This window comes from Streptomyces sp. NPDC039430 (assembly GCF_055639435.1).
Map to the genome: position 1 here is coordinate 92,005 of NZ_JBVKAK010000005.1, position 23,533 is coordinate 115,537.

20 protein-coding genes and 1 pseudogene are annotated in these 23,533 nt (G+C 69.7%); 11 read left to right on the forward strand and 10 right to left on the reverse strand.

From position 1 onward, the window contains the following. Positions 1 to 5: 5 nt before the first annotated feature. The 6 genes and pseudogenes from ACZ7LS_RS14765 to ACZ7LS_RS14790 form a co-directional block, all read right to left on the reverse strand. Positions 6 to 869: an HNH endonuclease gene (locus ACZ7LS_RS14765; protein ID WP_385131085.1), complete on the reverse strand. Its 864-nt coding sequence runs from the start codon at positions 867 to 869 to the stop codon at positions 6 to 8. Between the two features lie 137 nt (positions 870 to 1,006). Then, positions 1,007 to 2,680: a recombinase family protein gene (locus ACZ7LS_RS14770; protein ID WP_385131088.1), complete on the reverse strand. Its 1,674-nt coding sequence runs from the start codon at positions 2,678 to 2,680 to the stop codon at positions 1,007 to 1,009. 962 nt (positions 2,681 to 3,642) lie between these two features. Further along, on the reverse strand, positions 3,643 to 4,236 hold the full coding sequence (locus ACZ7LS_RS14775) for a hypothetical protein (protein ID WP_382524093.1): 594 nt from the start codon (positions 4,234 to 4,236) through the stop codon (positions 3,643 to 3,645). 137 nt (positions 4,237 to 4,373) lie between these two features. Further along, positions 4,374 to 5,654, reverse strand: a pseudogene (locus tag ACZ7LS_RS14780) (MAB_1171c family putative transporter); the annotation flags it as partial. A 66-nt stretch (positions 5,655 to 5,720) separates the two neighbouring features. Beyond that, positions 5,721 to 6,320 (reverse strand): toxin, encoded by a 600-nt coding sequence (locus tag ACZ7LS_RS14785; protein WP_385131091.1) that lies wholly within the window; start codon positions 6,318 to 6,320, stop codon positions 5,721 to 5,723. A 77-nt stretch (positions 6,321 to 6,397) separates the two neighbouring features. Then, complete coding sequence (locus tag ACZ7LS_RS14790; RefSeq protein WP_385131093.1) at positions 6,398 to 7,060, reverse strand: hypothetical protein; 663 nt, start codon at positions 7,058 to 7,060, stop codon at positions 6,398 to 6,400. 370 nt (positions 7,061 to 7,430) lie between these two features. Here ACZ7LS_RS14790 and ACZ7LS_RS14795 point away from each other — a divergent pair, with 370 nt between their 5' ends. The 3 genes from ACZ7LS_RS14795 to ACZ7LS_RS14805 are packed head-to-tail and all read left to right on the forward strand — an operon-like array spanning position 7,431 to position 11,824. Beyond that, positions 7,431 to 10,091: a YfhO family protein gene (locus tag ACZ7LS_RS14795; RefSeq protein ID WP_385131095.1), complete on the forward strand. Its 2,661-nt coding sequence runs from the start codon at positions 7,431 to 7,433 to the stop codon at positions 10,089 to 10,091. Next, positions 10,085 to 11,122 (forward strand): glycosyltransferase family 2 protein, encoded by a 1,038-nt coding sequence (locus tag ACZ7LS_RS14800; protein ID WP_382524101.1) that lies wholly within the window; start codon positions 10,085 to 10,087, stop codon positions 11,120 to 11,122. Before ACZ7LS_RS14795 ends, ACZ7LS_RS14800 begins: the two co-directional genes overlap by 7 nt. A 39-nt stretch (positions 11,123 to 11,161) precedes the next feature. Then, positions 11,162 to 11,824: a GOLPH3/VPS74 family protein gene (locus ACZ7LS_RS14805; protein WP_382524103.1), complete on the forward strand. Its 663-nt coding sequence runs from the start codon at positions 11,162 to 11,164 to the stop codon at positions 11,822 to 11,824. A 240-nt stretch (positions 11,825 to 12,064) separates the two neighbouring features. Here ACZ7LS_RS14805 and ACZ7LS_RS14810 read toward each other — a convergent pair whose 3' ends face one another. From ACZ7LS_RS14810 to ACZ7LS_RS14825, 4 genes are read right to left on the reverse strand one after another with little or no spacing between them, the layout of a single operon-like run. Beyond that, entirely contained in the window at positions 12,065 to 12,670 is a 606-nt protein-coding gene (locus tag ACZ7LS_RS14810) for a response regulator (protein ID WP_382524105.1), read from the reverse strand. After that, entirely contained in the window at positions 12,670 to 13,857 is a 1,188-nt protein-coding gene (locus tag ACZ7LS_RS14815; RefSeq protein ID WP_385131100.1) for a sensor histidine kinase, read from the reverse strand. The genes ACZ7LS_RS14810 and ACZ7LS_RS14815 overlap by 1 nt, the downstream gene beginning before the upstream one ends. 30 nt (positions 13,858 to 13,887) lie before the next feature. Then, a complete protein-coding gene (locus ACZ7LS_RS14820; RefSeq protein WP_382524109.1) occupies positions 13,888 to 14,655 on the reverse strand; it encodes an ABC transporter permease in 768 nt (255 codons plus the stop codon). After that, positions 14,652 to 15,608 carry an ABC transporter ATP-binding protein gene (locus ACZ7LS_RS14825; RefSeq protein ID WP_385131103.1) on the reverse strand — a complete coding sequence of 319 codons (957 nt, stop codon included), beginning with the start codon at positions 15,606 to 15,608 and terminating at the stop codon, positions 14,652 to 14,654. Before ACZ7LS_RS14825 ends, ACZ7LS_RS14820 begins: the two co-directional genes overlap by 4 nt. A 352-nt stretch (positions 15,609 to 15,960) precedes the next feature. On the opposite strand from ACZ7LS_RS14825, the gene ACZ7LS_RS14830 reads away from it, so the two are divergent. From ACZ7LS_RS14830 to ACZ7LS_RS14865, 8 genes are all read left to right on the forward strand, one after another. Continuing rightward, positions 15,961 to 16,164 (forward strand): hypothetical protein, encoded by a 204-nt coding sequence (locus ACZ7LS_RS14830; RefSeq protein ID WP_129770332.1) that lies wholly within the window; start codon positions 15,961 to 15,963, stop codon positions 16,162 to 16,164. An 82-nt stretch (positions 16,165 to 16,246) separates the two neighbouring features. After that, positions 16,247 to 16,432, forward strand: a complete 186-nt coding sequence (locus tag ACZ7LS_RS14835; protein WP_030350807.1) for a hypothetical protein — start codon at positions 16,247 to 16,249, stop codon at positions 16,430 to 16,432. Positions 16,433 to 16,543: 111 nt separating this feature from the next. After that, a complete protein-coding gene (locus ACZ7LS_RS14840) occupies positions 16,544 to 18,421 on the forward strand; it encodes an alpha/beta fold hydrolase (RefSeq protein ID WP_382524113.1) in 1,878 nt (625 codons plus the stop codon). Then, the gene (locus tag ACZ7LS_RS14845; protein WP_382524115.1) at positions 18,418 to 19,026 is read left to right on the forward strand and encodes a hypothetical protein; all 609 of its coding nucleotides are present in this window, start codon (positions 18,418 to 18,420) and stop codon (positions 19,024 to 19,026) included. Before ACZ7LS_RS14840 ends, ACZ7LS_RS14845 begins: the two co-directional genes overlap by 4 nt. A gap of 193 nt (positions 19,027 to 19,219) precedes the next feature. Then, positions 19,220 to 19,387, forward strand: coding sequence for a hypothetical protein (locus ACZ7LS_RS14850; RefSeq protein WP_165371911.1), 168 nt, complete (start codon positions 19,220 to 19,222; stop codon positions 19,385 to 19,387). Continuing rightward, positions 19,384 to 20,145, forward strand: coding sequence for a class I SAM-dependent methyltransferase (locus ACZ7LS_RS14855; RefSeq protein ID WP_382524117.1), 762 nt, complete (start codon positions 19,384 to 19,386; stop codon positions 20,143 to 20,145). The genes ACZ7LS_RS14850 and ACZ7LS_RS14855 overlap by 4 nt, the downstream gene beginning before the upstream one ends. Next, entirely contained in the window at positions 20,142 to 21,845 is a 1,704-nt protein-coding gene (locus ACZ7LS_RS14860; RefSeq protein WP_382524119.1) for an ABC transporter ATP-binding protein, read from the forward strand. Before ACZ7LS_RS14855 ends, ACZ7LS_RS14860 begins: the two co-directional genes overlap by 4 nt. Before the next feature lie 37 nt (positions 21,846 to 21,882). Continuing rightward, positions 21,883 to 23,382: a phytoene desaturase family protein gene (locus ACZ7LS_RS14865; protein ID WP_385131109.1), complete on the forward strand. Its 1,500-nt coding sequence runs from the start codon at positions 21,883 to 21,885 to the stop codon at positions 23,380 to 23,382. The last annotated feature ends 151 nt before the right edge of the window (positions 23,383 to 23,533 follow it).

Below are 23,533 nucleotides of genomic sequence, written 5' to 3' on the forward strand. Positions count from 1 at the left end.
ACGCCTCACTGAGCCACCCCATGGGCACCCCCGAACTCGGTATCGGTCTTGAGCTGGTGGCACAGGTGGCACAGCACTTGCACGTTGCTGTCCACGTCTTCACCGCCGAGGGCGAAGGGCCGCACATGGTCCACGTCCACTCCGTCTGCGGGGAAGTCGCCCAAGCACCAGTCGCACCAGGCCGAACCCCGTTCCTGCACTCGCCGGCGGAGCCTCGCAGCAGCGTCCCGGCGGTTCGCCCGTCGCCTGCCCCGCGCTCGTCGGGAACGGACGTTCGGTCGCCCCTCGTACGCCCCGTGATGCGTCTTGCAGCGGCCCCGATGGGTGGCGGGCTCAGTGCAGTCGATACAGCGCATGTGCGTCCCCCTGGTGGTGGTCGTCGTTACGTGCCCACCTCGGAACTCCGCGGCCGACATCCCCGAGGGGCCGGTACCGCGCACCTCTACCGATTGGGTCAGGTGGGCATGTTCGTTGTTCTCGCCGGGTCGGGTCGGTCCGGACACGGTGGGGACCACACGGGCTTGCAACCCCGTTCTGCGACTCGCGGACGAGCCGGTTGCCTGCGGGTGGTGTGGTCCCCGCGCTCTGCCACACGACCCCAGCGGCCACCCCGAGCGGGTGCGTGGTGCACGGGCAGAGCTGGTGAGAGTCGGGCACTCAGTCCGCCGTTTCCGGGCTGGTGGGGTGCGCGGTAACCCGCTCTCACTGTGTTGTGGGGACCAGCGAATTCCCGTTCCCGTCGTACGGTGAACTCGGTTCGCTCGGTCCCTCACTGTGGTGTGGGGACCATCAGATTCCCGAGGGCCGGACCATGACGGAATGACGGTTCGGATGCCGGTTTGGTTTTTCCTTAAGTTTTCTATGTGCATTCAAAAAAGTAGGTAGAAACGTCATTCCGTCATGGCTCACCCGCTGGTCGGCGGAACCGCGTACGTCCGTCTGCGGACATGCGAAAGCCCCGGGCGGTCACGGGACCTCCCGGGGCTGTCTCGGGCCGACAGGGCTGTTATGCGGCTTGCTCGAACTCGTCTGCGTCGGGCTCGGCGCCTTCCGGGGTTGCCCACACGATGGTCACGCGCTCGTCACCGTCGAACTTGCCTCCCTGCTTGGGGGACTTGGTCACGGTCACGCGGTCGATGGCGAGGGCCAGGAGGTCTTGTCTCATGCCGGGGTCGGCGTCCTCCCACACCTTCAGCGCGTGACCGTTGACGACGAACGAGACGTCAACGCGGCTGTCTCCGGTGAGTTCGCGGATGCGTGCCTCGGCGGCATCGAGGCGCTTTTCCGCAGCGACCTTGTGAGGGATGCGGTACCGCGCCGAGCGGCCGGTGTAGAAGTCGGCGGCGTCGTCCGCGTGGAAGGCGTCCAGCTTGGCTTGCGCTGCCTTGAGTTCCGCCCGCGCATCCCTGATCTCCTGCGTCTCGTCCGGGCGGGTGAGCGCCTGCCAGCGTTCGGCCACTGCGATCATCAGGTCGTCGTCATCGTCCGCGCCGTGGAGCCGTGCGGCCCATGCCTCGACGATGTACCGCTCCAGCGGGGGGCGGGAAGCGGACGCGGGCCTGGTGCAGGCTCCGCCGCCTGAGTAGTACTGGCACTCGTATGACCCGCCGCCGTAGGACATCGCGTGCCCGCAGTCCGCGCACCGCAACAGCCCGGTGAGCGGGTGGACCCGGCGCCCTGTCTGGGGCTCGGCGGTGTTGAACAGTTGATGTCCGGAGACGAGCCGGCGGGCCCGTGCGGCGAGATCGGCGGGGATCATCTGCGGCAGGACATCGTCTGTGACACAGCGGACCCGCTCACCGTCCGGGTTGAGGTAGTGGGCAGGGACCTTCCCCGCGTTCGTGAGGGTGAGCCACCCTTCGTAGACGGGGTGCACGAGGATGGCCCGGATGGTGGCACCGGTCCATGCCTTACCGGTGGCGGACACGATCCCTTCGGCGTTGAACGCGCGGGAGAGAGCGCGCGCCGATATGCCCTCGGCGATCCCGTTGTAGATGCGCACGACGACTTGCCACGGCGTGATTTCCCGCTTCCCCTTGACCAGGCAGATATAGGGGGTGTGGTCCGGGGACAGCTTGCGCGTGGCGGGGTCGGCGACCAGGCCGAACGGGGCCCTCGCAAGCCAGCGCCCTTCGTTGCGCTGCTTGGCCTTGGTGCTGCGGACGTTGTGTGACAGACGCTGCGAGTACTCACGCGCGTTCTCCGCACGGTCGATGATCCAACGGCGGTCGCGCTCGTCCATGGAGTCAAGACGTTCGTAGTCGAAGATGACGCGGGCCTTGCCGAGGATCGGTACGACCGCTTCGGCGCCTTTGCGGCTGAATCTGTCGAGCGCGTACACCCACAGACAGGTCACTTCACCGTTGAGTACGGCGTCCATGGCCGCGTCGTACTTCGGGCGCTTCACGTCCGACCAGGCGGAGAGGTTTTCCTTCCACACCTTGCGGACGCGGTAGCCGTTCTCCTCGGCCCACGCACGGCCCCGCTCTTCCTGCGCGCGGATGCTGAGTGCCCTCTCACCCTCGCGCACGACCTTGGACTTTCTGAGCAACAGGTCCACTTCGGGGCGGTTGTCGCATGCGGCGGGGACAGGGGCTGTTCCCCGTTCGATGGTCTTCTTCATGGTCCCTGTGGGGACCAGCGAGTTCCCGCGTGCCTTGACCGGTGTGACTGTCGCCATGGGACACCCCTTGTGACCAGCGGAAACGGTCCGCTACCCGAGCAAGTCCCAGAGTGTTGGACCTACTGGGGGAGGGGTCCCCGGGGAAGCTCCCTTGTTGCGGGGGTCCGGTTGCCGACTGCCGGTCGGTGGGCCCTGCGGGGCTGCGCAGCAGTGGTGTGGGGCGGCCCGGCCCCGGCTCAGCGGGTTGCCCCCGGTGGGTGGCTGGGATTCATGCCCCGCTGGTGAGGGTGTGTGGGTGGTGGGGTGGGTGTGACTCAGGGGGCGATGAGTGGGCCCCTGGGAGACCGTGATGTGCCGTGGGGCCAGGTTAAGTGGACACGGGACGCATCACCGGTCCGAGGACCCTCCAAAAGGCCCGCCAAACTGGGGCATAGGGGGCGGGTGGCCCTCTCATCTGCCTCGGGCTGCAGAAGCAGCCGACAACGGGCCCTCACCAGCGAGGCATGCAGCCCAACTACCCACCCACATCAGCTCGCTGAGCCGGTGCCGGGCCGCCCCACTCCACTCCTGCGCCCCCACCCACCGAGCAGCGGTCGGCAACGGACCGGCCCCCACCCACGGATCCCCTCCGGGGACCCCTCCCCCGGGCCGCCCCCCTCAAAGCTGCACTTGCGGTGCAGGGTTGGGTGTCAAGGGTGGAGCGAAGCGGAATCGGCGCAGCCGACGCGACAAAGGAGCGCCCTTGACGCCCGACCCGGAGCCGCGACACTGAAGCCTCAGGGGCGGCCCCAACCCGCCATCAAACCCCCCGGCCCACCCCGACTACCCCTCGGTCCTCACCCGCAGTCGAAAAGCCCACCCCCACCAGCGGGGCATGAAGCCCAACCACCCCCCACGGCCAGACGCCGAGCCGGAGCCCCGCCGCCCCACTCCACCCCCGCGCAGCCCCGCAGAGCCCATCCACCCGCAGGCCGCGAACAGACCCTGTCCACGAACCCAGGGAATCGCGGGCGTTCCATTCACACGAACAGGAATGCCGACGCCGTCGCCGCGCCCAGGGTCGCTCCGGCGATCGTCTGGGCGAGGGTGTGGTACTTCAGGGCTACGCGGGACCAGCACACCGCGATGGTCATGGCGTACCCGAGCAGCCACCAGGGGGAGTGGACCGCGGCGAGCAGTGCCACGACCCCCGAAGCCACCGCCGCGTCCACCGAGATCTTCCAGACGGTGTTGATGGCCAGGAGCAGGACCGTCATCGCCCAGAGGCCGAGCATCGAGACGAGGATGCCCGCCGGGGCGTTGCCGAGCAGCATGATGACGGAACCGGTGCCGATGGAGCCGAGGATGACGAAGAAGATCGGCGCGCGCTTCGTACGGTCGACGACATGGCGGTCGCCCCAGGTGCCCCGCTTGCGTTCCCACTCGATGTAGCCGGCGGGTATCAGCCCGGCGCACAGGGCGGCGAGCAGGCCCCAGGGCAGGCCGGTCCAGTCCCGCGCGGCGGCGAGGCCGATGGCGAGCATGCCCACCAGCAGGACGTTGCGGGGCTGGAAGATGTCGGTGACGGTGCGGGCCGTGGTGACGGTGCCGTCCGCCGGGGCGGTGGTGGTCATGCGGTTCTTTCTGTCGATGTGCTGGTCTGCTTGGACCGAGGGGACCCCGCGCCGTCCGTGGCTTCCGCACCGTTCGTGCCGTCCGTGCCCTCCCTGCCGTTCGTGCCGTCCGTGCCCTCCATGTCGTCCATGATGTTCAGGACGCGCCGGGTCCGTTCGGGGGTGATCGTCTTGAACGCGGCGGCCACGCGCACCAGTCGGGCCACCTCGCCGTCCTGGTCGACGGCGTGGTTCGGCTCGATGGCCGCGGCCCGGCCGGCGGGCGCGCCGTCGGCCTTCGCGGTGAGGGCCGCCTTGATCCAGAGGGCGTCGGCGAGCGGCCCTGCCCGCCGCTCCTCGCCGGAGTCTCCACCGGAGCCGCCGGAGTCCCCGACGGAACGCCCGCCGGAGTCACCGGCGGAGTCGTCCGCCGAGGCCCGCTTCGCGGCCGGGTGCAGGCTGTCCGGTACGTAATGCCGCAGCTTCTCGACCGCGTCCGCGATGTCGGCGGCCCATCGGTCGATCCGGAGATCCGCGGGGGTGTCGAACCGCGTCAGTTCGCGCGGCAGTGAGGCCGGCGGGGCGAAGGGCTGGTCGGGGAAGGCCGTCATCAGTTCGCGCCACAGCGGGTGCAGCCGCGTCTGCGCCCGCCACAGCTTCGCGCGGCGCCAGCCCTTGCTGAACGCGGGCAGGGACGCGCCCAGCGCGAAGAAGGCGAACAGTACGAGCTGCGCGGCCTCGGTGACCTCGTCGAAGGTCCGCGCGAACGTCTCACTGGGCTGGTCGACGACGCTGACCCACATGAACAGCGTCCGGCTGACGGTGTATCCGACGCCGATGAACATGGCGAACGTCATCATGCCCAGCCCCACGCGCAGATGACGGAGCCGCGTGTCGAGGGTCGCCAGCGCCCACTGGTAGGCGCAGACGGCGGACGCCGTGCCCAAGTAGAGATAGAACACGCTCATATAGAGCGTCGCGCCCCACTGGCCGGCGTGGTCGGAGACGAAGCGGTCCGAGGGTACGGAGCGGTCGACCACGGTGAAGAAGAGCACGGTCAGCAGGATCAGCGTGGCGACGGACGCCTTGGCCGCCACATGCTGGATCAGCCGGGCGAACCGTACGTGCCGGGGGATTTCCCCGTCGTCCGGGTACCGCCCGTAGATCGCGACGATGTAGCTGAGAATCGCCAGGATCGCGATGGTCGCCGTGTAGTGCTTGATCAGTACGGAGAGATCGGTGACGGGGCTGTTGTTGAGCCCGATGCGTACGATCTCGGTCTTGGTCCACAGGGCGATGGCGAATCCGGCGTAGCACCCCCACAGAGCCCGTCGCCGTTTGTCCTCCTCATCTCCCCACAGCGCGGCCGGCATCCGCCACAGGGCGACGGCGGTCATCAGGCCGGCTATGAGGTATCCGGCGAGGTCGAGCGGGGTCACGGGGCGCTTCTCATGGGGTGAGTCCTTGCGGGTGGGGGGATTTCCGGACTTCCGGCGGTTGCCCGGTCACGTACGGCGGAAGAAGCCGCCGCCGCGGCGGCGGTGGGCGACCGGACGCGAGAGCGAGTTGGCCAGCCGGCCCACCATGTCGTCGCTCGTGACGTCCCTGGCCATGCGGGGGATGAGCGAGGCGCCGAACTCGGCCACCCGCTCGTCATGGGTGTCGTACTGCGCGCGGGCCTGGATGGGGCCGCCCGACTCGAAGGCGTCGGTGATCGCGGGAGGGAACTCCGGCGGATCGTCCGCGGCGAGGACCCGGCTGATCAGCGAGGCGTCGAAGACGGGCAGCAACTGCCGCAGCTGGGCCTCGTCGAGCGTGGTGCCGTGGTCGAACCACTCATGGCACAGCTCGTGCAGGATCACGTGCTGGGTCTGGTACGCGGTCGGGCGCCGGCGGTAGAGGACGAAACTGGTGTCGCCCGACTTGAGGCGAAGTCCGCACGCGGCGTTGAGCCGGGCCAGCCGGTCGGGCAGTTCGTGGAGAACGATCGTCCGGCCCCGGGCCGCTTCCATGTTCGCCACCAGCGTCGCGACGCCGAAGGGCGTGGGGATGGGGAGATCGGCCAGTCCGGCTTCGCACTCTCTCCGCAACTCGCGCATGGACATGGGGGCCTCTTGATCGTCATCGCACATGCGTGTGACGTGCGGTCGGATTCTAGCCAACAGCCAGGCGAGCGCCGCTACTACAGCTCCGAATCTGGCTCCGAATCCGGCTCCGTGCCCGGTTTCGCGTCAGCGTCAGCGTCCGACCCCGACCCCGACCCCGACCCCGAGCCCGCGCCCCTACCGTCACCCGCGCCCCCACCGTCACCGTCACCACCCGCACCACCACCGCTCTGCCTGGCCTTGGTGTCCTCCAGCAGGGAAAGCGCGAATTGCAGCAGCTCCGGCGGCAGACCGTCGTCGTCCAGACCACGCGCCGCGATTCCGCTGATCTCTCCCGTGCGGCGCTTCGCGAGGAACTGGAGTCCGGCCACGACATCGTCGACGACCTCGGACTCCTCCTTGAAGAAGCGCCAGTCCACACCGAACCCCAGCCCGAGGGCCCGGAGGATCTCCTCCGACGGATGGGTGACCTTCCCGGCGAGGATGTTGGAGAAGTAGCTGTGGGAGAGGGAGCCGCCGCGCTCCTTGACCAGATCCGCGAAGACCCGTCCCGAGATCTTCCGGCCCGGGAAGGTCTTCTCCACCATGTACTCGACCTTCTGCCGCAGCGTCCGCAGCTCCGGCGCACGCTCTTCGCGCTCGCGCCCCTGGTCAAGGCCGTGGTCCTGCTCGCCATTGCCGTTGCCATTGCCGTCATCATCGCCGTCGCCGATCGCGGCGGGGTTGACACCGTTGTCCATGCTGGCCCCCCATTTCGGTCAACGGGCTTGTACGGTACCGGCCCCCGATCAGGACGTCCGAGAGCCGGAACTGGCTTGCGCAAATACTCTACGTCACTGTTAACTCGAAAAAACACGGGCAGGGGGCCACGAGGGGAGTCCCCTGCTCGTGCTGCTCGCGGGCGGGGAATCCGGCTGTGGCCAAGAGGCGTAGCCCTTCGCGACGGGGGATGCGCGAAGGGCTACGCGTCCCATTATGACCCCTCGTCAGGGAATTCCGACAGCGGATCGGCCGCGTAGCTCCCGGACGCGTGGCGGCGCGGGCGCGGTGTTGACGTCGGATGTGCTCTACATCACCGCAACGCGGCGGGCTCCGAGGACAGCTCTCAGTGTGAAACCAATCAGCCGCGCCGCGTGTCTGGCCGCTCTGATCACCGCCTCCGCGCTGTGCGCCGGTGGCGCGATCGCGCGTGTCTTTCCGTTCGGCCCGCGGACGCGCAGCGTCAACGATCTGGGTAACCAGTACGTCCCGTACCACGCCTATCTGTGGGACCTGCTGCACGGCAGGGCCGACGGCGATCTGTTCGTCAACTGGCGGTCCGGCTTCGGCTCCAGCCTGCTGCCCGATCTCGGTACGTACCTCACCAGTCCCTTCGCCCCGCTGGTCGCGCTCTTCCCACGGGACGAGATCGATCTCGCCGTCTATGTGATCACCGTCGTGAAACTGGCCGCGGCCGGTGCCGCGATGGCCTGGCTCCTGCTGCGGCTGCGCCCCGGACGCTGGTGGGTCGCGGGGGCACTGGGCGGCTCGTACGCCCTCTGCGGGTGGGCCGTGGCGGACGGCGCGCACAACCCGATGTGGCTGGACGGCCTGATCGCCTTCCCGCTGCTCTGCCTGGTGGGTGAGTGGGCGACGGCCGGCCGTCGCCCGGTGCTCGGAGCGCTGGTGGTCGCGGTCGTCTGGATCGCCAACTTCTACAGCGCGTACATGGCCACGCTCGGAGCCGGACTGCTGCTCCTCGCACGGCTGTTGGCCGGCTCGCACACCGTCCGGGAGCGTCTGGTCGCGCTGCGGCGGGCCGCCCTGACCACCGTGCTGGGGATGGGCCTCGCCGCCCCCGTGGTGGTGGTCGTCTACTACGGGACGCGGCACGCGTACCCGGGCCGGAACACGGTCTTCTCCGCGGTCCCCTGGACGGATGTGCTCGCCCGGCTGCTGCCCACCACGTACAGCTTCGGGACCCCGGGCATCTACGTGAACACCGCGGCGCTGCTGCTCGCTCTCACCTTGCCGTTCAACTCGGCGGTGCCGCGCCGGGCGCGTCTGGTGCTGACGGGGCTCGTGGCCGGGGTGGTGCTGTCGTTCCAGTGGGGGCCGACGCATCTGGTCTGGAACGCGTTCAGCACCCCCAACGGGAGTTCCTACCGACAGGCGTTCGTCCTGTGCGGACTGCTGGTGATCGCCGCGTGGTGGTCGTTCGCCCACGGGGTTCCCGGACCGCGTCCGGTGCTGGCCGCGAGCGGACTGCTCGCGCTCGTCGCGGCCGGTGCGAGCTTCAGCCCGCTGGTGTACGTGTGGTCGGTCCCGATCGCGCTGGTAGGCGCCGCCTCCGGGGTCGTCGTGCTGACCGTCATGGCCGCCGGCCGGCCCCGTCGACGGGTTGTCGCCTGCTGCGCGGCCCTGCTGATCACCGTCCAACTGGGCCAGTCCGCGGGGACCGCGGCCCTCTCCGACCGGCTGCGGCTGGCGCACTCGGACGACTACGCGCCGTGGGGCGCGCGGCAGAGCGACCAGCGCGACGCCGTCGCGCGGGCGGACGACTGGCCGCGCTACCGGACCGAACCGGGCCGTGAACAGACCGTCGGGAACGACCCGTTGCTCGTCGGCGGCCAGGGCGCCCAGTACTACAGCAGCCTGACCTCCGATGTGCTCAGCCGTACGCTCACGGCGCTCGGCGGCGGCTGGACCTCGCGGGGACGGTCGGTGCAGAGCCTGGACAACCAGGTCACGGACGTCCTCTTCTCCGTGGGCGCGCGGGTGCGGTCACCTCCCGACCCGTATCAGAGATGGAATCCCCCGGAGGGTGGCGTTCCGGTGGTCACGCGGCGGGAGGTGCCGCCGCTGGTCACCGTCCGGCCCGCCGGCCCCGTACCGGAGTTCGGGGCCTCGCCCTTCCGCAACCAGGAGAAGCTGCTCGGCGCGCGGGTCTATACGGTGCCCCGGATCCGGCCCGTCAGGGTCCGGCCCCTCACGGTCCGGCCCTTGGCGGCGAACCCCGTTGTCACCGCGCGGATCACCGCGTCCTGTCCGGCGGGCAGCGAGGCGCAGCTGTGGGCACCGCACTATTCGGGCACGGCGCGCCTCACGGACGCGGCCTCCGCGCCCGCCTCCGCGCCCGCCTCCGCGACCGGCCCCGCGCCCCTGTTCGCCCCCGACTCCGCGCCTGCCTCCGCGAGCGATCTCGCGACCGGCCCCGCACCCGCCTCCGCGACCGCTTCCGGCGCCGGGTCCCGTACCCCCGTGGCACGGTTCCGGGCCGACTACCCCGTCACCAAGATCGCCTCGATGCAGCCGCTCGGCACCGTCCCGCCCTCCGGGCGCGTCACGGTCGAACTCACCCCCGAAGACGGCGGCATCATCCCCGACGGTGCTCTCGGCTGCCTGGACACCGGCCGCCTGAGCGAGGCCGTGCACCGTCTCCAGGCCACCGGAGCCACCGAGGTGCGCGTCTCGGGCCACACCGTGACCGCCGAACTCCCCCCGGGAGCCCGGAGGACCACGGTGCTCGCCGTTCCGCGAATCGCCGGCTGGCGGTGCGCCGCGGGCTCCGCGGCGCCGCGGCCCGCCGGCTCGTACCTCGGCCTCGTCTCCGTACCGCTCGCCGGATCCACGGCCCCGACCACCGTCCGCTGCGACTTCAGGCCCCCGGGCCTGCGCGTCGGCGCGCTGGTGGGCGGAGCCTCCCTCCTCATCGTTCTCGTCCTCCTCGCCCACAGCGGCCTGCGCGCACGCTCGTCGCGGCGAAAGACCCGTCAGGGAGCACCATGCTGATCTCCGTCGTCGTTCCGTGCTTCAACGAGGAAGCGGTCATCGAGCGCTTCCACGAGCGCCTCACCAAGGAGACCTCCGCGCTCGGCCTCGGCTCCGGCCTCGGCTCCGGCCTCGGCTCCGGCCTTGGATCCGACCCCGGTTCCTCGCTCGAATTCGTCTACGTGGACGACGGCAGCGACGACGGGACACTCCTCCGTCTCAGCGCGCTCGCCGCCGAGGACCCCCGTATCCGCTATATCTCCTTCAGCCGTAACTTCGGCAAGGAAGCCGCGATGCTCGCCGGTCTCGAACACGCCGCCGGTGACGCGCTCGTCATCATGGACGCGGACCTCCAGCATCCCCCGGAACTCATTCCACGCATGGTGGAACTGCACCGGGAGGGATTCGACCAGGTCATCGCCCGGCGCACCCGGAAAGGGGACCGCGTCACCCGCACCCTCACCGCGCGGGCCTACTACTGGCTCATCAACCGCTTCATGGATGTGGAGATCGTGGACGGAGCGGGGGATTTCCGGCTGCTCTCGCGCCGGGCGGCGGACTCCGTCACGGCCCTCACCGAGTACAACCGGTTCTCCAAGGGCCTCTTCGCGTGGGTGGGCTATCCCAGCACGACGTTCTCGTACGAGAACGCCGCACGCGAGGGCGGGCAGAGCAAATGGAGCTTCGGGAAACTCCTCAACTACGGTCTGGACGGCCTGCTCTCCTTCAACAACAAACCCCTGCGCGCCGCGTTCCACTTCGGTGTCACTCTTATGGCGATCGCCGCCGTGTACGCCGTGTGGATCGTGGGGGGAGTGCTGACGAGCGGCGTGGACACTCCCGGATACGCGACGCTCCTGGTGGTCATCACCGCACTGGCCGGGGCGCAGATATCGATGATGGGGATCGTCGGCGAATACATCGGGCGCATCTATTACGAGGTGAAGCGGCGCCCGCACTATCTCGTGAAGGCGACCAACACCCCGACGGCGGGCGTCCCGTCGGCGGAGCCCGCCGGGCCGCGTCGTCGGGTGGGGCGGCCCGTACGCTGAACGCGTTTACCCCCCACGGCACCCGGAGAGGCAACTGATATGGAAACCACGCTGGGCGAAGAGCTGTTACTGCTTTCGTTGGACGACAAGTGGGGCTACGAGAAGGAGCCGGAAAAGGTCGCCTGGGCGATCGCGGCGGCGTCCCTCGTGGATCTCGCGCTGGCCGGGCGGATCGAGGTGACCGACGAGGTGGTCGCCGTCCGCGATCCCGCGCCGCTCGGCGTGCCCAGCCTCGACGCCGCGCTCGCCGACATCGTCGGGTACGAGAAGCCGGGCAAGGTCAAGGACTGGCTGCACCACCTGAAGAAGCCCGCGGTGGCCGGCGCGACGGACGGTCTCGTGGAGAAGGGCCTGGTCCGCAAGGAGACCAAGAAGGTGCTGGGGCTCTTCCCCGTGCGCCGCTATCCGGAGGCGGACGGCTCGGCCGAGGCGTCGGTACGGGACCGGCTCGACGAGGTGGTCCGCCGGGGCGGGACCCCCGACGACCGTACGGCCGGGCTGGTGGCCCTGCTGCACGGCGCGAAGCTGCACAAGCTGGCGTTCCCGGACGGCGACGCGCGCGCGGTCGAGGCGCGGATGACGGAGATCGCCCAGGGCCAGTGGGCGTCGCCCGCCGTACGCGGCATCATCGACGCGGCGGAGACCGCGCTGACGGTGATCGTCACCTCGACGGCGATCGGGGCGGTCATGGGCGCCAACTGACGCGCCCCCCGCCGCCCCCGCCGCCCCCGCGCCCCCTCGCCGCCTCGCCGCCCCCGCCGCCCGGTGCTCCCGCCGCCCGGTGCTCCCGGCGGCCGGTGCTCCCGGCGGTCGTGCGCCCGAGCGGCGCGCGTCCGCCTCCGTACGCCGGATCGGATACCCCGGCGTACGGAGGCGGACGGGTCCGTCAGCAGGCCCCTACCGCGAGGCGGCAGCCCCGCGAGGGCGGCCCGTACCGCTCGCTCAGATCCAGCCGCGCCGCTGCGCCAGATACGCCGCCGCGTGCCGGTTCTCCACTCCCAGCTTGGTGGTCACCGCCGACAGGTAGTTGCGTACGGTCCCCTGCGCCAGCGCCGCCCGTTCCGCTATGTCCTCGATCGGCGCGCCGTCCGCCGCCAGCGTGAGCAGATCGGCCTCCCGCGAGGTCAGCGGCGAGTCGCCGGCGCTGATGGCGTCGGCGGCCAGGGTGGAGTCGATGTAGCGGCTGCCGCCGTGGACGCTGCGGATGATCGAGGCGAGTTCCTGCGCGGAGACGGTCTTGGAGACGAAACCCTGGACCCCGGAGGCCAGCGCGCGCTTGAGATGGCCGGGCAGACCGTGGCTGGTGACGATCAGCGTCTGACAGGCGGGCAGGCTGCGGCTGAGATCCTCCGCGACGGTGATGCCGTCCTTGCCGGGCATCTGGAGGTCGAGAACGGCGACATCGGGTTTGTGATGGCGGGCCATGGCCACGGCTTCGGGGCCGGTCGAGGCTTCGGCGACGACCTCCAGGTCGCGTTCGAAGGTCAGCAGTGCGGCCAGCGCGCCGCGGATGAGGTGTTCGTCATCGGCGAGGAGGATCCGGATCATTACGATTCCCCGTTCGGTATGCGCACAGTGAGGCGATAGGTGTTCTTCGGCCCATAGCCGTGGCAGAGGTCGCCGCCGAGGGGCGCGAGCCGCTGTGTCAGCCCGTCCAGACCGGTCCCGTAACCGGGATCGCCGACGGGCAGGGCACCGTCGTTGGTGATCTGGAGCCGCGTTCCCTCTTCGTCGCGGCGGTCCACGGTGATGGTGCAGTGGGTGGCGTGGGAGTGCCGCAGTACGTTGGTGACGGCCTCCCTGACGGCCCATCCCAGCGCGATCTGGGTCTTCTCGCCGAAGCCGCCCGCAGGCGGGGCGTGATGGATGACGCAGGTCGTGCCGGCCGCTTCCAGGACCGCGCGGGCGCCGTCGAGTTCGGCTTCCAGGTCGGTGGTGCGGTAGTTCCGTACGACGTCCCTGATCTCTTTGTGCAGTTCGCGCGCGAGGCGCTGCACTTCGACCATCTCCGCCTGTGCCTTGGGGTGCTGGGTGAGCCGGCCGGCCAGTTCGCCCTTGAGCGCGATGACGGACAGGTTCCGCCCGATCACATCGTGGAGATCGCGGGCGAACCGGAGCCGCTCCTCCGCGACGACCAGCCGGGCCTGTGATTCCCGGGCCGCGTCCAGCTGCCACATGACGGCCAGGAACCAGAGGGAGGAGTGCATGAGAAGGCCGATGACGGCCCATCCCGTCGCGGTGCCGGTCAGGACGGGCAGGAGCATCCGCGGGTCGAGATAGAGGCTCACGGTCGCGGCGGCGGCGGCGGTCTCGGCGAGCGCGGCGCTCGCGTACAGGCGCAGATTGGCCGTGGGCGACAGAGCGAAGGCGAGCGGCAGCGCGAGGACGACCGACAAGGTGGCGATCGACTGCGTGCCGGTCAGCCATTCCGCGTCGTACAGGTAGGGCATCAGCGCGAGTTGGAGGGCGGTGAGCGCTCCGATCCCGATCACCAGCGGTATCGGGAGGTAGTGCCGCCCGATGCCGTAGGCCACGGCCGTGGTCGCGCCGATTCCCTGGATGGTCGTGAACGCGGCCGCCAGCCCCACGGCCGAGGTCGGCGCACCGCCGCGCTGCAGTTGTGCCAGTAACGGCCAGAGGAGGGAAGCGAGCAGGAGCCAGGGCATGGAACAGAGCATCCAACGTGTGTAGACCGTGGCCTTGTGCACGTTGGTCTGGTGCAGCGAGGTCCCCATTTCGCTTCCTCTTCCCCGTTGGTCATGCTGTCAGTCTCTGGGCTCCCACCGGAACCAGCGACGTACGCCCCAGGCTGCCAGGGCGGTCCAGGCGGCGATCGTCGCGACCCTGATGAGTGTGGAGCCCAGGCCCGCATCCTCTCCGGTCCAGCCCGACTGAACCAGGCTGATGGCGGGGGTGAGCGGGAAGTATCCGAGGACGTCTCCGAAGATGTCCGGCAGAACACCCATGGGGATCAGGGTTCCTGAGGTCAGCAGGAGGAAGAGGAAGCCCATCGTGCTGACTCCCTGGGCGCTTTCCGCGGTGCGCGCCACGGCGGTGGTGAGCGCGGCCACGGCGGTGGTCAGGAGAGCGCCGAAGACGATGCCGAGGAGCGCCAGATGCGGGGCGGCGGGCGCGCCGAGACCGGCGATGACCGTCACGGCCCCGGCGATCAGGGCGAACTGGAGGACGGCGACCACGATCATGGGGACGGCGGGACTGGCCAGGATGACGGTGTCGTGGACCTCGCCCGTGCGCAGCCGCTTGAGGAGATGGTCCTCGCGGCGCAGTACGTAGACGCCGGTGAGGGGCGCGTACAGGGCCATCACCAGCACGATGCCCGCGGAGGTGGAGATCATCACCTGCCCCATGGCGAGGCCCGCGCCCGCCAGGTCGTACTGGTCCATGAACGTGGTCGTGCCCATGGTGATCAGTACGGGGATGACCAGCACGTTGAAGAGGTTGGTCTTGCTCCGGGCGAAGAGGCTCAGCTCGACCCGGCTGAGCGCGGTGAGATGGGCGACGGCAGTACTCATGCGGTGTCCCTCGCGGCGGTCCGGGCGACGCGCAGGAACGCCTCCTCCAAGGAGGCGGAGCTGGCGTCGAGTTCCTTCAGGTCGATGCCCTTGTGGCGGGCCCAGAACAGGACTTCGGTCGTGGTGTGCTGGAGGTCGTCGGTGGACAGCTCCATCCGGCCTTCCTTGCCGGCGGTGACGGTGGCCCGCAGGTCGTCCGTCGAGGGGAGGTCGTCGGTGCCGAGCCCCGGCGGGAGGCGGAAGCTGAGGGTCGAGGGGTGCGCGGCGACGATCTCGTGCACCGTTCCGGATGCCGCGATCTCGCCCTGGTGCATGATGGCCAGGTGGTCGGCGAGCCCTTCGGCCTCTTCCAGGTAGTGCGTGGTCAGGACGATGGTGGCGCCGTCGTCGTTGAGCCGCTCGATGATCCGCCAGGTGTCGTGGCGGCCCTCGGGGTCCATTCCGGTCGTCGGCTCGTCCAGGAAGAGCAGATCGGGCCGGCCGAGTGTGGCCATGGCGAGGTCGAGACGTCTTTTCTCGCCGCCCGACAGGTTTTTGACGGTGACGTCGCCGCGGTGTCCGAGCCCCACCATCTCGGTGGCCTCCGCGACGGGGCGGGGGTTGGTGGTCACGGACGCCCACATACGGACCGTCTCGTCGACCGTGAGGTCGGTGGCGAAACCGCCGTGCTGGAGCATGACGCCCGTCCGCGGCCGGGTGTGCTTCCGGTCGGTAAAGGGATCGTGCGCGCCGAAAAGGCGAATGCTGCCACCGGTGGGCCGGGCGAGACCTTCGAGGAGTTCGACCGTAGAGGTCTTTCCTGCGCCGTTTGTCCCGAGCAGAGCGAATATTTCGCCCTTCGGGACAGAAAAGTTGACGCCTCGAACGGCGGCGAAGCCACGCTTGTCATCGGGCCCGTATCGCCGCCAAAGGTCTGTGACCTCGATCACATTTTCTGCTCCATTGGCATCCATGGGCGAAATCGTCCCCGATGAATGACGCCCACCCCGATGAGAACTGTCATGGCCTGTGATGACGGACGTCATATCGACTTGTGACACATGTCAGGAGACGGATGATCCCATTCCGAATGCCACTGTGACCTACGTCATACTGGCCTTGTTGGCGCGGGTGCTTTCATCCAACCGCACGCCGGGGGGATCGCTGCGACAGTCGCGGAGGTTTACCCGCGTATAACGCACCGAGAGTCACCAATATGACCGGTATCGGTCTGCTTATTGGCTGGATTTCAGTGCGTGCATCCGGCGCGTGCATCCAGCACGTGGAATGCGTGCAGCCAACACATAGCAGAAAGCGGAGCATCCCATGGTGGAGATCGTCTCGTACTTCAACGAGAAGCTGGACCTCGGCACCATTGACCAGGGCGAGTCCAACTCGGAGCAGGCCCCGGTCCTGGCGACCCCGGCCGCCGCCCTCGCCGCCATCGGTGGCGCCAAGGTCGTCGGCGCGTTCGTCGGCGGCGCGACCCTCGTCGGTGGCGCTTACGCCCTCGGCAAGGCTGTCGGCTAAAACTCCCCGCAGTGGTTTTTCACACCACCTGCGCGGAACGCACATTCATTCACCAAATCGAACTGTTGGTAGGAGGAAAAGCATGAACAACATCATCGAGGCAGTGAACGAGATGGACATTCCGGCGGAGGGGAAGGTATTCCCCGACGCCACCCCGGTGCTGGCCACCCCGGGTGCGTTCCTGGGCGGCGTGGCGGTCTCTTCCGCCGTCATCGGCGCCTTTGAACTCGGTCGCGGCGGCGGTTCGGCCCCGGCCACGCAGCTCTAGTCACAGGCAGTACCTGAATGCAATTCTGCCGGGCCAGAGATGCGTTCTGGCCCGGCAGAACCCTATCCACTCTACGGGAGCCGTCCCCAGGGCGGTTTTGAAAGGAACCCTGTGAGATTCGCACGAAGGATCGCTTCGGCAGTCTTCGGTCCTGTGCCGGTGTCCCGGGACGGTGCGTTGGGCCTGTCGGAACGGCTGGCCGCCGTCACCACACTGACCTCGTCGATCGAATATCTCTCCCAGCGCAAGGAATTGCGCAAGGGCGGGCTCAACGACTGGGACATCGTCAAGGACGTCCAGGCGGCTTCGACGCCCCTCGTACGGAAGGCGCTGCACGCCGTCAGCGGACGCCGGACGACGACCGCCCTCCATGTTGCCCGCGCCGCTGTCAGCGCGGGCATGCTGCTTCCCGGCTCCTCGCGCTGGCGCGGCGCCGGAAGTCTCTTCCTCGGCACGACCTCCGCGCTGCTCTACCCGCGCCACCGCTACGGCACCGACGGGTCCGACCAGGTGGCCATCCTCGTGCAGACCGCCACCGGCGCCGCTCGGCTGGTGAAGTCGCCGGCGGCCCAGGACGCCCTGATCTGGTACGTCGCGCTCCAGTCCAGCCTGTCGTACGCGGTGTCCGGCTGGGTGAAGCTGCTCGGCGAGCCCTGGCGGGACGCGTCCGCGCTCGGCGGGATCATGCGGACCAGGACCTACGGCCACGAGCCGATGTTCCGCTGGACGGAGAACCACCCGCGGCTCTCGCGCTATCTGACGCACAGTGTGCTGGCGCTGGAGTGCCTCTTCCCCGTCGTCTATCTCGCCGGCGGCCGGCTGGCGCGCCCGCTGATCACCAGCGCCGCGGCCTTCCATGTCACCAACGGGTTCCTGATGGGCCTGGGCAGGTTCGTGTCGTCGTTCGTGGCCATGCACCCGATGGTGGCGTACACCGCGACGCACCGCGGCCACCCCGCCGTCGCGGGCCGGGACAACCGCGCGCCGCTGACCGCCGCGAGCCTGCTGGCCGGCGCCGTCGCGGTGTCCGGTGTGGTCGCCGTACAGCGCCGTCTCCGTACGCTGGAGGGCTGGCACACCACTCGGACCCTGACCACGCGCAACGGCAACGAACTCCAGTACGAGATCATGTCGCAGGGCGATGCCGACAAGCCCGTCATGGTGTTCGCCGCCGGGATGGTCGCCACCTCCGAGCACTTCTCCTGGGTGACGGAGAAGCTTGCCAAGGAGACCGGCTACGGCGTCGTGACGTACGCCCGCGCCGGATACGCGGGCAGCCGCCGCGAGGCGGGCGCGCCCTACACGCTGGCCGAGTCCGTCGACGACCTGGTCGACCTCGTGGGGACCGTCTCGCCGCGGCGCCGGGTCATACTCGTCGGCCACTCGCTCGGCGGTGAACTCGCCCGTCGCGCCGCGCTCCTGCTCGGGGACCGGGTGCACGGCGTCGTCTACCTCGACTCCTCCCACCCCGACGAGCTGAACCGCTCCAAGCAGCAGAGCGACACGGCGAAGCGGCTGAGTGAGTCCCTCACCCAGATGGTGTGGTTCCTGCGGGCCGGCACCGGGATCCTGATGTCCCGTCCGATCTGGGTGGACGCACTGCCCGAGGCGTACCGCAAGAAGGCGTTCGCGCAGTACACGGACGTACGGATGTGGGAGGCCGGGCGCCGCGAATGGGCGGCGGTGGAGGCGGACTTCCGTGCCTTCGAGGGCGAGCTGGAGCCGGTGGACACGCACGCGCTGGTGGTCTCCGCGCAGCAGACCGTCGACCGCGATGCCGACCAGCTGCTGATGCACAACGAGCTGGCCGGGGCGCACAGCGGTGCGGGCCGGCGCACGGAGGTCGTGGTGATCGAGGGTGCCGACCACGACACCGTGCTGACGAACAGCCGGTTCGCGCACCAGGTGACGGAGCGCATCGTCGCGTTCTGCGACGCCGGTCTGCCGGCCGGCGCGACCACGGACGAGCACGAGGGGGCGGCCAAGTGACCAGAACACCGCGGGAGATCGGCAAGAACCTGTTCACCGGGCCGGGCGCCGGCTGGCGCGTCGCCGGTGCCGTGATGCTGGTCAGCACGATCGCCACCCAGCACCCCAACCAGCTGTTCAACCGGCTCCAGCTGAAGGACACCTTCTCGCTGCTGCCCAACTGGCGTTTCTTCGCGCCGACTCCGGCGATGCACGACTACCACTTCCTCTACCGCACGCGCGGCACGGACGGGGAGACCTCCGCCTGGAAGGGGGTCGACGTGATCGCGGGCCGCAAGATGCGGCAGATCGTCTGGTTCCCCACGCGGCGGCCGGAAAAGGCGATCTTCGACATCTGCAGTGAGATCCTCCATGTGATCGACAAGGGGTTCTCCGTCATCGTGCGGACCTCCGCCTACCGGACGCTCACCGAGTATCTGCGGGCCACGATCCATGAAGAGGAGGACGTCCGGCGGATCACGGGATTCCAGTTCGCGCTGGCCCGTGCCACCGGGTACGACGCGAGTCACGACCCCGAGGTCGTGTTCGTGTCGCCGTACACCCCGTTGGACCCCCACACGGACACGCCAGTGAAATCGGACAACAAGAAAGTGGTCAAGGCATGAGTGTTGGTGCGTACGTCATCCTCGCGATCGGTGCCGGAATCGCCGCGGCCATCGCGATCGGCGTCCTCAAGCGGTAGGCCCCGGCAGGGCCCGACCGCCATCGACTGCCGCCCCTCCCCCCCCATGAGGGGCGGCACCAGCGGTACCCGAGGAGTCCCTCTGGAGTCCCCGGGGAGTCACTGAGGAGTCCCTGATGAACAAGACCCCGGTCATTCTCTGCGCCCTCGCCGCCGTCGCCGTGCTGGTGTTCCTGGCGATCGGCGACGTCATCAATTATCCGTTCGCCGCCGGGATCGGCACGGCTCTCGTCCTCGCCGCCGGCCTGGAACTGCACAGGAACAGGAAGAGGAGTCACCAGTGAACGAGATAGCCGACATAGGGTACGGCCGCCAGTTCGACGGCTGGTACGACCGGCTGTTCCCGAAGGACGGCGCCGCGGCCGGGGTCGCCAAGAAGATCGCCGACCTCCACCCCGATCACGCCACCGGCACCCTGGAGTTCGGCGTCGGCACCGGCCGTATCGCCGTCCCCCTGTCGGCGCATGTCGGACGGGTCACCGGAGTGGACTCCTCCGAGGAGATGCTGGCCACGCTGCGCGCCGAGCCCGGCGCCGCCGAGGTCGAACCCGTCCACGGAGACATCCGCACGTACACCTCCGACGAGCGGTACGGCCTCGTGTACTGCGTCTGCGGAACGCTCTCCATGCTCCTCACCCCCGAGGACCAGCGGCTGGCCGTACAGCGGGCCGCGGATCTGCTGCGCCCCGGCGGCCGGCTCGTCATCGAGACACACAACAAGCCCGCCATTCTCGCGCTCCACGAAGGCCGCAGCCGCGACACCTATTTCACGCCATATCCCGAACCGGGCACCGGACTCCAGACCCACTCCACCCTGCTGCCCGAGGGCAACCTCTGGCTCTGCTCGCACATCTGGTACGAGTCGGACGGCACCACCCGCGTCGGCTCCGAGGCGTCCCGCCTCACCACCCCGGACGAGGTCGACGCGTACGCGCGCGACGCCGGTCTCGAACCCGAACAGCGGTTCGCCGGCTGGGACGAGGCGCCCTACAGCGAGCAGTCGCCGATGTTCGTCACGGTCTACGTCAAGGCCGACGCGTGAACGTCTGGGGGATAGCCCGCGGGCACCGCGTGCTCCTGCTGGCGGGCACCCTCCTGGGGATCCTGGGAGCCGCGGCCACCCTGGCGCAGCCGCTGGCCATCGGCGAGATGATCAAGGCGGTCGCCGGGGACCGCTCACTGCTCGTCCCGATCCTGCTCGCGGCGGCGCTGTTCGTGACGGACGCGGCACTGGCCGCCGCCCACGCCTACGCGATCGGCCGGGCCGGCGAGAACATCGTCTTCGACATCCGCCATGTCCTGACCGCGCGGCTGCTGCGCTCCCGTACCGCCGCCTTCGCGCGCTGGGAACAGGGCGACGTCTTCACACGGATGGTCACCGACACCTCGCTCGCGCGTATCTGCATGGCGCAGGCGCTGGCCCAGATCGTCACCAGCGGCTTCATGGTCCTCGGCGGCATCGCGCTGATGGCGTGGATCGATCCGCTGCTCCTCGCCGTGACCCTGCTGTGCCTGGGGCTCGCCAGCGTCGTGTCGCTGCTGCTGGCCCGCCGGGTGCGGAAGGTGGCGGTCATCAACCGCGAGGACACCAGCGACTTCGGCTCCGCGCTGATGCGTGTGCTCGGCGCGATGAGCACCGTCAAGGCGTCGCGCGCCGAGGACCGCGAGACCGAGCGCATCACCGGCTTCGCGCGGAAGGCGCGCCGCTCCGGCGTCCGGGTCTCGGCGCTGTCCGCGATGCTCACGCCCGCCATGAACGTCGGTACGCAGGTCGCCCTGACGGTCGTCATCGCCTGGGGGATGGCCCGGGTGGCGACCGGCGCGATGCCGCCCGCCGACCTGACCTCGTTCATGATGTACCTCTTCTATCTGGTGTCGCCGCTGGTGATGCTGTTCATGTCGATCGCCCAGTTCCAGCAGGGCCGCGCGGCCCTGGACCGGATCGGTGAACTGGCCGGCATCGAGCAGGAGGAACTCGACCCGGAGGCCGCGCACGTCGCCACCCGGGGCCACGCGATCGCCTTCGACCGCGTCTCGTTCACGTACCCCGGCACCGAGGAGGCCGTCCTCGACCAGGTGTCCTTCACCGTCCCGGACAAGGGCCTCACCGCGATCGTCGGCCCCTCGGGGGCGGGCAAGACCACGGTCTTCCAGCTCATCGAGCGCTTCTACGGGCCCGATTCCGGCACCGTCCTGATGGGCGGGACCGATACGGCGACCATGCCGCTGGAGCAGATACGCGGCCAGATCGGCTACGTCGAGCAGGACCACAGCCTGATGCGGGGCACCATCCGCGAGAACCTCACCTACGCCGCGCCCGACGCGAGCGAGAAGGAGATCGCGGACGCGCTGCGCATGGCGCATCTGGGCGAGGTGATCAGAGCCCTGCCCGACGGCCTGGAGACCGAACTCGGCGAACGCGGGGCCGGATTGTCCGGCGGACAGAAGCAGCGCCTGGCCATCGCGCGGACGCTGCTGCAACGGCCGGAGATCGTGCTGCTCGACGAGGCCACCGCCAATCTGGACAGCGAGGCGGAGGACGCGCTGCGGGACACCATCACCGCCATCTCCGGGACCTGCGCGGTGATCGCGATCGCCCACCGCATCTCGACCATCACGCAGGCGGACCAGATCATCGTGCTCGACCGGGGCGGTGTCCGGGCGACCGGCACCCATACGGAACTGACCACGACGGATGATCTGTACCAGCGGCTCTCCCGGCACCAGGAGGTCGCGGCGTGACAGTCTGGGGCGCGGGGATACTTCGGGAGGTTGTCGCATGACCGCGGACGCCGCCGTCGTCGGGACCGGGCCCAACGGTCTGGCCGCCGCCGTCACGCTCGCCAGGGCCGGCCTCACCGTCGAGCTCTACGAGGCCAGGGACACCATCGGCGGAGGGCTGCGCACCGAGCCCCTCTTCGACGACGACGTCGTCCACGACATCTGCTCCGCCGTGCATCCGATGGCCGCGGCCTCGCGCTTCTTCCGCGAGTTCGACCTCGGCGCGCGCGGGGTCGACCTGCTCCACCCCGAGATCAGTTACGCGCACCCCCTCGACGCGGGTGACGCCGGACTCGCCTACCGCGATCTCGACGCCACCTGCGAACACCTCGGCCCCGACGGGCGGCGCTGGCGCCGGCTCATGGCGCCGCTGCTGAACCACAGCGAGAGCGTCGTCGATCTGATCCTCTCCGGGGGGCGCGGGCTGCCGCGCGATCCGCTCGGCCCGCTGCTCCTCCCCACCAGGGCGCTGGCGCACGGGACCCCGCTCGCCACCGGACGCTTCGCCGGCGAGCGGGCTAAATCCCTGCTCGCCGGCGTCGCCGCGCACTCCATCGGCAGACTGCCGACCCTCGCCTCGGCCGGGGTCGCCCTGCTGCTCGGGCATCTCGCGCACGGCACCGGCTGGCCGCTGCCGCGCGGCGGGAGCGCCCGGATCGCGGAGGCGCTGGCCGCCGACATCACCGCGCACGGCGGTACGTTCCACACCGGCCGCCCCATCGGGGATCTGCGGGAACTCGGCGACGCGAAGGCGGTGTTCCTGGACACCAGCCCCAAGGGTTTCACCGCGATCGCCGGTGACCGGCTGCCCGCGCGCTACCGGCGCGGGCTCGACGCGTTCCGCTACGGCCCGGGGGCGGCGAAGGCCGACTTCCTGGTGTCGGAACCGATCCCCTGGACCAACCCGGAGGTCGGCAAGGCCGGAACGGTCCATCTCGCGGGCACCCAGGCGGAGATGTTCCGCCAGGAGACCCTGACGGCCCGGGGCATCGCCACGTCCGAACCGTTCGTCCTGCTGGTCGATCCGGCGGCCACCGACCCGGGGCGCGCCAGGCCCGGCAAGCGGCCGGTCTGGGCGTACGCGCACGTACCGAACGGCGACGACACCGATCCGCTGGAGATGGTGCGCGCGCGCATCGAGCGGTACGCGCCCGGTTTCACCGACACGATCATCGCCCAGCGTGGCATGTCGGCCGCCGCGTACGAGGCGTACAACCCGAATTACGTGGGCGGGGACATCGGCGGCGGGGCCATGACCCTCAAGCAGTCGCTGCTGCGCCCCACCCCGCGGCTCGACCCGTACCGGACCCCGCTGCCCGGGGTCTATCTCTGCTCGGCGTCGACTCCGCCGGGGCCCAGCGTCCACGGCATGTCCGGCTATCTCGCCGCTCTCTCGGCGCTGCGCCGCGAGTTCGGGATCCGGGGGCGTCCGGAGCTGGGCCCGGGTGCCGCCCAGGCGTTGTCCATGTGGCCGGAGCCCACGTCTCCACGGGATTGATGGCGGTCCGGGCCGTCCTGCGCGGCCCGTACGCCCCCCTAGTGTCCGTACATCGTCAAGGGAGACGGACACGAGGGGAGCCGCGATGTGGGACAGCGTCCGGACGAAGCGAACCACCCTGCGAGACAGGGCGAAACGAGCCACGCCGCCG

Coding starts and splice junctions, on each gene's coding strand:
- ACZ7LS_RS14790 (WP_385131093.1), bottom strand. CDS start 7,060: ATGGACAACGGTGTCAACCCCGCCGCGATCGGCGACGGCGATGATGAC.
- ACZ7LS_RS14800 (WP_382524101.1), top strand. CDS start 10,085: ATGCTGATCTCCGTCGTCGTTCCGTGCTTCAACGAGGAAGCGGTCATC.
- ACZ7LS_RS14835 (WP_030350807.1), top strand. CDS start 16,247: ATGAACAACATCATCGAGGCAGTGAACGAGATGGACATTCCGGCGGAG.
- ACZ7LS_RS14850 (WP_165371911.1), top strand. CDS start 19,220: ATGAACAAGACCCCGGTCATTCTCTGCGCCCTCGCCGCCGTCGCCGTG.
- ACZ7LS_RS14830 (WP_129770332.1), top strand. CDS start 15,961: ATGGTGGAGATCGTCTCGTACTTCAACGAGAAGCTGGACCTCGGCACC.
- ACZ7LS_RS14775 (WP_382524093.1), bottom strand. CDS start 4,236: ATGACCACCACCGCCCCGGCGGACGGCACCGTCACCACGGCCCGCACC.
- ACZ7LS_RS14765 (WP_385131085.1), bottom strand. CDS start 869: ATGCACATAGAAAACTTAAGGAAAAACCAAACCGGCATCCGAACCGTC.
- ACZ7LS_RS14805 (WP_382524103.1), top strand. CDS start 11,162: ATGGAAACCACGCTGGGCGAAGAGCTGTTACTGCTTTCGTTGGACGAC.
- ACZ7LS_RS14815 (WP_385131100.1), bottom strand. CDS start 13,857: ATGGGGACCTCGCTGCACCAGACCAACGTGCACAAGGCCACGGTCTAC.
- ACZ7LS_RS14825 (WP_385131103.1), bottom strand. CDS start 15,608: ATGGATGCCAATGGAGCAGAAAATGTGATCGAGGTCACAGACCTTTGG.
- ACZ7LS_RS14770 (WP_385131088.1), bottom strand. CDS start 2,680: ATGGCGACAGTCACACCGGTCAAGGCACGCGGGAACTCGCTGGTCCCC.
- ACZ7LS_RS14810 (WP_382524105.1), bottom strand. CDS start 12,670: ATGATCCGGATCCTCCTCGCCGATGACGAACACCTCATCCGCGGCGCG.
- ACZ7LS_RS14785 (WP_385131091.1), bottom strand. CDS start 6,320: ATGTCCATGCGCGAGTTGCGGAGAGAGTGCGAAGCCGGACTGGCCGAT.
- ACZ7LS_RS14820 (WP_382524109.1), bottom strand. CDS start 14,655: ATGAGTACTGCCGTCGCCCATCTCACCGCGCTCAGCCGGGTCGAGCTG.
- ACZ7LS_RS14865 (WP_385131109.1), top strand. CDS start 21,883: ATGACCGCGGACGCCGCCGTCGTCGGGACCGGGCCCAACGGTCTGGCC.